Here is a 10,361-nt window from a genome sequence, read left to right on the forward strand (position 1 = left end):
CCATCTTTACGTTTGAAGTGGTTCTTCGAACATAAAAAATGGGTGAAAATCATACCTCGTGATGCTTACACGTACCTCGAATACCGTTTCTTTAACGAAGAAGGAAACGAGATTAAAGACTAAATTGACCGCCTTTCATTATGAAGGGCGGTTTTTTTTTGAATTTTAGTTAGGAATAATTACTGAAAAATCTGCCTTTTACGCTTATTTTTAGCGTCTTTTTTTGAAAAATAGCTTCAGTAATTCGGCACATTCTTCTGCCATAATACCCGACACGACCTCTGTTTTAGGGTGTAATTGTGTGCCCATTGTTTGAAATCCGCGCTGTTCATCACGTGCGCCAAAAACTATCTTGGAAATCTGACTCCAATACAACGCACCAGCACACATTTGACAAGGCTCTAATGTCACATACAACGTGCAACCTTTCAGGTATTTTCCACCGATATAATTAGCAGCCGCTGTAATGGCTTGCATTTCTGCATGTGCGGTAACATCATGAAGCATTTCGGTTAGATTATGACTTCGGGCAATGACCCGATTCTCTACTACAATAATCGCGCCTACCGGAATTTCACCTTTTTCAAAAGCATTTTCAGCCTCCACTAAGGCTTTTTTCATAAAGTATTCGTCGGTGAAAATAGGTTCCATAAAAACAAAAATAGGAATTCAATTTGTACCTTTGACTCATGGGTCAACATTTACTCGAACAAATTCAGTCTCCGGCCGACTTTCGGCACTACAACATCGCGCAACTGCAGCAACTTGCTAAAGAATTGCGCGAAAAAATAATTAGCGTAGTCGCGGTTAAAGAAGGACATTTGGGCGCAAGTTTGGGTGTAGTCGAACTGACGATTGCCTTGCATTATGTGTATAACACCCCCGATGATTTGTTGGTTTGGGACGTGGGACATCAAGCGTATGGGCATAAAATTTTGACGGGCCGCCGTGATCAATTTGAAACCAATCGTCAAATGGGTGGTATTTCTGGTTTCCCCAAACGTTCCGAAAGTATTTACGATGCCTTTGGTGTAGGCCATTCGTCTACCTCTATTTCTGCGGTGTTAGGGATGGCGCTTGCTTCACAATTAAAAAACGAATCACGATCGCATATTGCGGTAATTGGCGATGCATCAATTGCCAGCGGGATGGCTTTTGAAGGCTTGAATCATGCAGGAGTTACCGATGCCGATCTTTTGGTTATTTTAAATGATAATGCCATCGGAATTGATCCTAGTGTAGGGGCCTTGAAAACCTATTTAACGGCTGTCAAGGAAGGGAAAAATCCGAAGCAAAACAACATGATCCAGTCGTTGAACTTTCAGTATTCGGGTCCGATTGACGGTCATGATTTACCGGCTTTGATTTCGGAATTAAAGCGTTTGCAAAAGGTGAAAGGTCCCAAGTTTTTGCATGTGATTACCACCAAAGGAAAAGGCTTATTGCAAGCGGAACAAGATCAAGTAAAGTACCACGCCCCCGGAAAATTTGATGCCGCTACGGGCGAACTCATTACCCAAGAAGAATCCCATTTACCACCGAAATTTCAAGATGTTTTCGGACATACCTTGGTTGCCTTAGCGAAAAACAACCCCAAAATTATCGGAATCACACCCGCTATGCCGTCGGGGAGTTCAATGAAATATATGATGGAAGCTTTTCCCGATCGTGCCTTTGACGTGGGGATTGCTGAGCAACACGCGGTGACGTTGGCTGCAGGCATGGCTACTCAAGGGATGGTGGTGTTTTGCAATATCTATTCTACGTTTTTACAACGCGCATACGACCAAGTGATTCACGATGTGGCGTTGCAGAATTTACCTGTGATTTTTTGTTTAGATCGTGCAGGTTTGGTTGGCGAAGACGGCGCGACACATCATGGGGTGTTTGATTTGGCCTATTTGCGTTGCGTGCCCAATATGCTAATTTATGCGCCCAAAGACGAAATTGACTTACAGAATATTTTATATACCGCTTCTTTAGGATTGGATCATCCGATTGCCATTCGCTATCCCAGAGGTCGCGGAAAAAATGCCCAATGGAACAGTCACATTCCGTTTGAAAAAATAGCCCTGGGCAAAGCAATACAGCTTAAAGAAGGTGAAAGGTATGCCATACTCTCAACGGGCACATTGGCTACTAATGTTGCGGCTGCATTACATGAAATGGAGCAGCAGGATCAATTTGCCAATTATCATTTTGGGTTTGTTAAACCGTTGGATGAAGTATTAGTACATACCATTTGTAAGCAGTACAAGGGTATAATTACTGTAGAAGATGCTAGTATAAATGGCGGTTTTGGAAGTGCTATTGCCGAATTTGTAACCTCCAATCAATATTCCCTTCCTGTTTATCGATTGGGAGTTCCGGATGTATTTGTTGAACAAGGAACAATTGTACAGTTACAGGATTATTGCGGAGTTTCACCAGTCGCTATTCAGCGCTTCCTAGAAAAGGTAACTATTTTAAACGGCCATACTACCTAGCTTGATAACTTCCCCTTTTTTTAGGTTTGATTTATAAAATAAAAACGGACGCTTTTGACGCCCGTTTGTGTTTTAGTTTTTGATAATCTTTTCGGTGATTTGAATGCGCTCTCCAGTTGCTTGCAGGATGTACATTCCCGATTGTAGATTCCCCATTGGAATTCGATTTAAAGTCCCATTGCTCCATTGGTCTTGATATACAACTCGACCGTGGATATCGATTAAACGAACCTCGAGCGCACTACTGTTGTTGGGGAGTTCCACAAACACCTCGTTGGTCGCAGGGTTAGGGTAAATACGGTAGCTGACGCTACTACCAAAAATAGGGGTTTCCAACGCCGTACAATTGGGTCCAGGAAGTGGCTGCGTAAAGTCCTCTATTTGATCCACAGAGCTATCTGTATCACCCGATGAGGCATTTACACCGAGTCCGCGTCGCGCAAATACTTCCCAAATCAAGCAATAATTTGCCCCTCCTGTTGTTGCTTGATCGGCAGCCAATAACGCATCGCGACCATCTATAAAACCAGGGGAACACGGTTGTAACTTTAAAGCATCAACTACCAATTGCATTACTTTATTGTTTCCACCCGTTCCGGTATAGGTATTCGGATCAAATCCATATTTGTCAATATAGGCCCAGGTTAAATCCCATAACATGGTAGCCCAAACCGAACCCACACCATGCGGACGAGCCAGGATATTGGTGTTGGCAAAAGTAAATGGGTTGACGGTCATGTCTGTTGAATAGGGATAGGTGCGTATCCCGTCTCCGTTAACAGGGTCATTGATTACAAATGTCCCAATTCCACGCCGTTCTGCACCTGTATCATTTGGTTTGATTTGAAGCATTAATCCGAACCAATCCGACCAGCCTTCACCCATTTGTTCATCATTAAATAAACAAGTAGAAACGGAAGGCCCTCCCGTTAGACGATTTGAAATGCCATGTCCATATTCGTGGGCGATAACCAAATTATCAAAATCACCATCAACATTTACAAAGTCACTAGGTGTTTCGCTTAGCGTTACAGCTAAAGTTGTGTTTTGAAGCGTATTAAATAATAAATCACCTACATCTTTTTTTACAGAAATAACCGGAATACCTATTTCAGGATCGCCCAAACCTCCGACAACAAAGTTGCCTGGGGTAGAATTGAAAACAATAACGGCAATAGCTCCCGCATTTTGACAATTCAGAATTTTATCAGTTACAGGACAAATTCCGCGTTTTACCAATGCGATTTTACCGTTTATTTCGGCTGCATTTAATAATATGTTACAGCCGGTTACGGGATCAGCACTACCGTCATTAACGGCTACTAAATCGGCAGTCATTGAATCGGGTGCTTGCGGAAGCGGCACACGGCCCTCAACTAATAAATTGTCAAAGGCAAGATAACTTCCTGCAATGGGAGAAGGAGCATTTACTGTGAGTAATTGTGAACCTCCTTTCCGGTTCCATAAATACATTTGCATCCGTCCATTAAATCCGTCTGGAGGTGTTCCAAAATTGGCATTATTTAACCCCCCACCATCTTGCGATTGTGCCAAAACGTGATCGTTGCCTTCTCCTAAATTGCTATAATTTAACTCTTGAAAATTTCCATTTTCTTCATCAAATCCATAGTGGTAGAACACATCGTGGAGTATATTGTTCATGTAGAACAAATTGGTCGTAGCCGCTTCTTGATATTCAATTGCAGGAGTATTGATTCCGAGATAAGGGAAGTCAAAAATTAAAGCAGAACCGCCATCGGGACTCATTCCAGTAAAAGGATCATCATCATCATCCATATCTTCAAACGCATGGACATTATTCCCCCGAGTGATTGTGTATTCTGCTCCGGGTATTCCGTCAACATCATGCCAGCCATAGGGCGATGCCTCTGGATGAGCCGGTTGGGTGATTAGTTGAAATGGTCCGTGGTTTGGACTCTCCGTTGTAAAGGGTACAACGCGATAGGTGCCAGAAAGTGTTGGTGTTTGAAGGGTTTTAGAATGAAAGACTTGACTCGTAAAATCAATAGTTGAGCTGCTATTTGAGTGGTGAGCAGGTTCAAAATTACAAGCAACCATAAAGTCTTTTTGATCTAAAATTTCTCCAGTTAGTGCATCGATACGAATACTCCACATGTGGTCGTCTTTTGGGACATCTATGTAGTAATCCCAAGCTAATTTTAGAGTATTTGATGGCGTCAAAAAATACACTAATTGTGCTTTTATTGGATCGGCTTTAGGCGTATTTGAAAATAGATAGGTTTGGTTACCCAAGTTTTTTAAAAGCATAGATACCTCTTTGTTGTCGGGGTTAAGTTTTGATTGGGCTAATTGTAAACCATTACCTGCCGTAATTTTGGGAGTTGCACTATTGGCTATTGAACTACAACGTGCTACAAATCGACTTTTTATTGAAATTACAGCATTATTTTTTATCCAAACGCTAGAAATTGCATTGAAAACCGGCAAATTTTGATGGTATTGTTGGATATATACAGTAGTAATACCGGTTGTTTTTGAAGTTGTTTTTCCGGTAATTTCCCATTGTGAAATATCGGCTGCATCAAGTTTTAAAACTTTGATTTGCTCTTTCAAATACGTTTGAATTTGCTCTTTGTTTACTTGAGCAAATAACCAACTAGGAATTAGCAATACAATATATAGCCACTTTTTCATACCAATTGTTTTAACTGCAAACGTAACCCTTTTAAAGGATACTTCACCAAATATTAAATAAAATTAACAGCTGTTTTAGACCCCTAACATTTCATTGTATAGTAATGCATTTCCATCGGTAAGTAGGGAAACAAAATGACAAATATGCATTAACCGGTCATACAAATGCTCTTTTCCTAAGCGGTGTTTTTCGGGCAGAACATTCAATAATAATTTATCGTAGTTGGATGTTTTTCCTTCGTGCTGGTTGTTGTATGCGGTAATAAATTGGTCCAACAAGTTATTAATGATTTGATAACCTTTCAACTCTTTTTCTATAACCTCGCGACTCTGATAGATTTTATTAACGCTCAATTTAATAATATCATCCATTTGCGCTTTGTACTTACTTTTCTCTGTTAGTGCCTGGTGAAACTCACCTTTTAGGATGGATTCTTCATGGGTTAAAAATACCGATACGGCGTCGTTGATAAGATTTCCGATGGCTAAAGCACGTAAATAACTTATACGATCTTCTTTAGTCGTAAGGGTTTGGTATTTACTAGTGTCAATGGTGTCTTTGACTAATTTTATAAGGTATTCTAAAGCAAAATCTTCAGCAACTAGACCTAAGTTAATACCGTCTTCAAAGTCGATAATGGTATAGCAAATGTCGTCTGCCGCTTCGACAAGAAATGCCAACGGATGCCGTAAATAGCGTAAATCATCCCCATGACCTATTTTCAAAAGTCCCAATTCTTCAGCCACTTCATGAAAAAAAGCTTCATCAGTTTGAAAATAACCGTATTTTTTATCAGAAATTCTTGGCGTTGGTTTTTTAGGCAAACTCGCTTTTGGATACTTCATAAAAGCGCCCAAAGTAGCATACGATAAACGTAAACTTCCTTCTACGCCTGGTCGCGAATTTGTAAGTACCGAAAATCCATTGGCATTCCCCTCAAAATCAACCAAATCTTGCCATTGTTTCGGAGTTAGTTGATTTTTAAATTGTTGTCCTTTACCATTGGAAAAATATTCACCAATCGCTTTTTCCCCTGAATGGCCAAATGGGGGATTTCCAATATCGTGGGCCAATGCTGCTGCTGCCACAATAGCGCCAAAATCATTGGGTTGGAAGCCGTGAACTTCTTTAAGATAGGGATATTTTTCGATTATTTTCTTACCAACCAATCGACCAATGGAACGTCCTACCACAGAAACTTCCAAACTGTGCGTCAGCCGTGTATGCACAAAATCGGTTTTCGATAATGGGATGACTTGAGTTTTATCTTGCAAACTGCGAAACGGTGCCGAAAAAATAATGCGATCATAATCAACTTCAAAGCCCAAACGCGTGTCGTCTTGTTCAATCCGTAAGCGTTTACTCGTATCGCCTTGGCGTTTTAAAGACAAAAGTTTCTCCCAGGTCATCATAGGGTGGTGAATTTAGCAATTTGTACAAATGTAATTATTTTACCGTCTTTTGAAAGGCATGTAACATGGACTATTTAAAATAGAACAGCCGCCATTGCTGACAGCTGTTTTATTATTCTAAATTTTGAATTCTAAATTGAATTACGATCCGCACATTTCACAGTCGTCTGGACCGGAATTGCGCGCGCGCTCTACCATTAATCGGAATTCTTCAGGACTCATTTCTCCCGATTCTGGAGCAACAACTTCTACTGACTGTGGCTCAGGTTGTTGAATTGCCGATGTTGTTGGTTCTTCTTTTTTATCATTGCTTACCGTAAACTTGATCGCATCTACTGCCGATTTAGTTCTCAGGTAATACATACCAGTTTTTAAGCCACTTTTCCATGCATAGAAGTGCATCGAGGTTAATTTTGCAAAACTAGCATCTTGCATAAATAAATTCAACGATTGCGATTGATCAATGAAATACCCGCGATGACGAGACATATCAATGATGTCCTTCATCGACATTTCCCAAACCGTTTTATACAATTCTTTTAAATCCTGTGGAATAATATCGATGTTTTGGATTGAACCGTTTTGACGCATGATTTCTTGCTTCAAGGTTTCATTCCATAAGCCGTGTTTCACTAAGTCTTCCAACAAGTGTTTATTGACCACAATAAATTCTCCCGACAACACACGACGGGTGTAAATGTTTGACGTATAGGGCTCAAACGCTTCGTTGTTTCCTAAAATTTGAGAAGTTGAAGCGGTCGGCATTGGCGCTAGCAATAAGGAGTTGCGCACCCCATGCTCCATGACTTCTTTACGTAAGGAAGTCCAATCCCAACGACCGGATAAATCGCTATCTTGAAGACCCCATAGGTTGTATTGGAATTCCCCTTGTGAAATTGGCGACCCTTTAAACGTTGAATACGGGCCTTCTTCTTTTGCCATTTCCATCGATGCAGTTACCGCTGCGAAATAAATGGTTTCAAAGATCTCTTGGTTCAATTGTTTCGCTTCATCGCTTGTAAAAGGTAAACGCAACATGATGAATGCATCGGCCAACCCTTGTACGCCCAATCCAACAGGACGGTGACGCATATTCGAATTTTCCGCCTCTGGAACGGGATAATAATTGCGGTCGATAACTTTGTTCAAGTTGCGGGTAACGCGTTTCGTGACGTTGTATAACAATTCGTGGTTGAATTTACCGTCTTCTACAAACATCGGTAACGAAATCGAGGCCAAGTTACATACTGCGATTTCATCTTCAGAAGTATATTCTAAGATTTCGGTACATAAGTTGGATGAGCGAATCGTACCCAAGTTTTTCTGATTCGATTTACGGTTCGCCGCATCTTTATAAAGCATATAAGGCGTTCCTGTTTCGATTTGTGATTCTAAAATTTTCTCCCATAATTCACGGGCACGAATCGTTTTACGACCTTTTCCTGCACGCTCATAGGAAGTATATAGCTGGTCAAATTCCTCGCCATAGGTATCATAGAGCCCCGGACATTCATTGGGACACATTAATGTCCATTCGCCATCATCTTCAACACGTTTCATGAATAAGTCGGAAATCCACATCGCAAAGAACAAATCGCGCGCGCGCATTTCTTCTTTACCTGTATTCTTTTTCAAATCCAAGAAATCAAAAATATCTGCATGCCAAGGTTCAATGTAAATTGCAAAACTTCCCTTGCGTTTTCCACCGCCTTGATCTACATATCTTGCGGTGTCGTTGAATACGCGTAACATGGGAACAATTCCGTTTGAGGTTCCGTTTGTGCCACGGATGTACGAGCCGGTTGCACGTACATTATGAATTGACAAACCGATGCCTCCTGCCGATTGCGAGATTTTTGCCGTTTGTTTTAAGGTGTCATAAATACCGTCAATACTGTCGTCTTTCATCGTTAACAAGAAACAAGAAGACATTTGCGGTTTAGGTGTACCGGCATTAAATAGGGTTGGGGTAGCGTGGGTAAAGAATTTTTTAGACATTAAATCGTAGGTTTCAATCACCGACTGAAGGTCATTTAAGTGAATTCCTACCGCCACACGCATCAACATATGTTGAGGGCGCTCTACAATTTTGCCATTTATCTTTAATAAGTAAGATCGTTCTAATGTTTTAAAACCAAAATAGTCGTAGTTAAAATCACGGTTGTAAATTACGTGTGAGTCTAAGAACTCCGCATTTTCCATGATTACTTGTTGCACTTCATCTGAAAGTAAGGGCGCTTCTTGGTTGGTTCTCGGATTTACATAGTGATACATTTCGTTCATCGTTTCTGAGAACGATTTTTTTGTATTCTTGTGTAAATTCGAAATCGCGATTCGCGCAGCCAATAAAGCATAATCCGGATGGGTAACCGTCATGGCAGCTGCTGTTTCTGCGGCAAGATTGTCCAATTCAGACGTGGTCACGCCGTCATATAAGCCTTCAATTACACGCATAGCCACTTTTACAGCGTCTACCATTTCGTTTAATCCGTAACACAATTTTTTGATACGGTCGGTAATCTTGTCAAACATTACGGGTTCTCGGTGTCCGTCTCTTTTTACTACATACATATTGTTTTGGTTTTAGGTTATGAGATAGACAATCCCTTCTCTATCTCGAATTGATTTTTGATTGAAACAGGCAATGAAATCCTATCCCGAATCGGTTGAAACACTCCTCCCGGAGCTGTATTTTGTGTGATTTTTGGCTTTTAAAAATCGGCGTCGAAGCTAATTTTTTGTGCGCTTGTGTCGTTATTCATGACACCGGCCTTTTGGTATTCGGAAACGCGTTTTTCAAAGAAATTGGTTTTTCCTTGCAACGAAATCATATCCATGAAATCAAAAGGATTGGTTACATTGAAGACCTTGCTACATCCTAACTCTACCAACAAGCGGTCGGTCACAAATTCAAGATATTGGGTCATCAATTTTGAATTCATACCGATCAAACTTACAGGAAGAGACTCGGTGATGAATTTGCGTTCAATGTCTAGAGCATTGGTTAAAATTTCGGTAATTCGCTCTTTCGAAACTTTGTTTACTAAATGGTGGTTGTGAAGGTGCACGGCAAAATCACAGTGCATTCCTTCGTCACGAGAAATTAACTCATTCGAAAACGTAAGACCAGGCATCAAGCCGCGTTTTTTCAACCAGTAAATCGAGCAGAATGAGCCCGAGAAAAAGATTCCTTCTACGGCAGCAAAGGCAATTAAACGTTCGCTAAAGTTGGGTGATTGTACCCATTTCAACGCCCATTCGGCTTTTTCTTTAATCGCTGGAAATACTTCAATCGCATGAAACAATTGGTTTTTCTCGGCTTCATCTTTGACATACGTATCAATCAACAGCGAATACGTTTCACTGTGAATATTTTCCATCATCAATTGGAACCCATAGAAAAACTTCGCTTCAGGATATTGCACTTCGCTCACAAAGTTTTCGGCTAAGTTTTCATTTACAATTCCGTCAGAAGCAGCAAAAAATGCCAAGATATGCTTAATGAAGTAACGCTCATCATTATTTAATTTGTCATTCCAATCGGCTAAATCTTGGTGCAAATCGATTTCTTCAGCCGTCCAAATACAAGCTTCTTGTTTTTTATACCATTCCCAAATATCATGGTGTTTGATAGGGAAAATTACAAATCGGTCTTTATTATCCTGAAGAATGGGTTCTACAAATGACATAATTGTTTTTTTTATGATTTAATTAGCGTTGTTCTGACTGTTACAAATTTGGTTAATTGCACCTAAAAAAGAAAGCCAAACTTATCCACAATCGGCT

6 protein-coding genes are annotated in these 10,361 nt (G+C 40.5%); 1 reads left to right on the forward strand and 5 read right to left on the reverse strand.

Annotated elements, in window-relative coordinates:
- Positions 1–210: 210 nt before the first annotated feature.
- A complete protein-coding gene (locus Q0039_RS07790; RefSeq protein ID WP_297511393.1) occupies positions 211–651 on the reverse strand; it encodes a nucleoside deaminase in 441 nt (146 codons plus the stop codon).
- Between the two features lie 38 nt (positions 652–689).
- Here Q0039_RS07790 and Q0039_RS07795 point away from each other — a divergent pair, with 38 nt between their 5' ends.
- On the forward strand, positions 690–2,486 hold the full coding sequence (locus Q0039_RS07795; RefSeq protein ID WP_297511395.1) for a 1-deoxy-D-xylulose-5-phosphate synthase: 1,797 nt from the start codon (positions 690–692) through the stop codon (positions 2,484–2,486).
- 72 nt (positions 2,487–2,558) lie between these two features.
- Here Q0039_RS07795 and Q0039_RS07800 read toward each other — a convergent pair whose 3' ends face one another.
- From Q0039_RS07800 to Q0039_RS07815, 4 genes are all read right to left on the reverse strand, one after another.
- The gene (locus Q0039_RS07800; RefSeq protein WP_297511397.1) at positions 2,559–5,162 is read right to left on the reverse strand and encodes a T9SS-dependent M36 family metallopeptidase; all 2,604 of its coding nucleotides are present in this window, start codon (positions 5,160–5,162) and stop codon (positions 2,559–2,561) included.
- A gap of 75 nt (positions 5,163–5,237) precedes the next feature.
- Positions 5,238–6,572 carry a deoxyguanosinetriphosphate triphosphohydrolase gene (locus Q0039_RS07805; RefSeq protein ID WP_297511470.1) on the reverse strand — a complete coding sequence of 445 codons (1,335 nt, stop codon included), beginning with the start codon at positions 6,570–6,572 and terminating at the stop codon, positions 5,238–5,240.
- A 144-nt stretch (positions 6,573–6,716) separates the two neighbouring features.
- Positions 6,717–9,146: a ribonucleoside-diphosphate reductase subunit alpha gene (locus Q0039_RS07810; RefSeq protein WP_297511400.1), complete on the reverse strand. Its 2,430-nt coding sequence runs from the start codon at positions 9,144–9,146 to the stop codon at positions 6,717–6,719.
- Between the two features lie 140 nt (positions 9,147–9,286).
- The gene (locus Q0039_RS07815) at positions 9,287–10,264 is read right to left on the reverse strand and encodes a ribonucleotide-diphosphate reductase subunit beta (protein WP_297511402.1); all 978 of its coding nucleotides are present in this window, start codon (positions 10,262–10,264) and stop codon (positions 9,287–9,289) included.
- Positions 10,265–10,361 lie beyond the last annotated feature (97 nt).

It is taken from the genome of Flavobacterium sp. (genome assembly GCF_027484945.1).
Taxonomy (GTDB): domain Bacteria; phylum Bacteroidota; class Bacteroidia; order Flavobacteriales; family Flavobacteriaceae; genus Flavobacterium.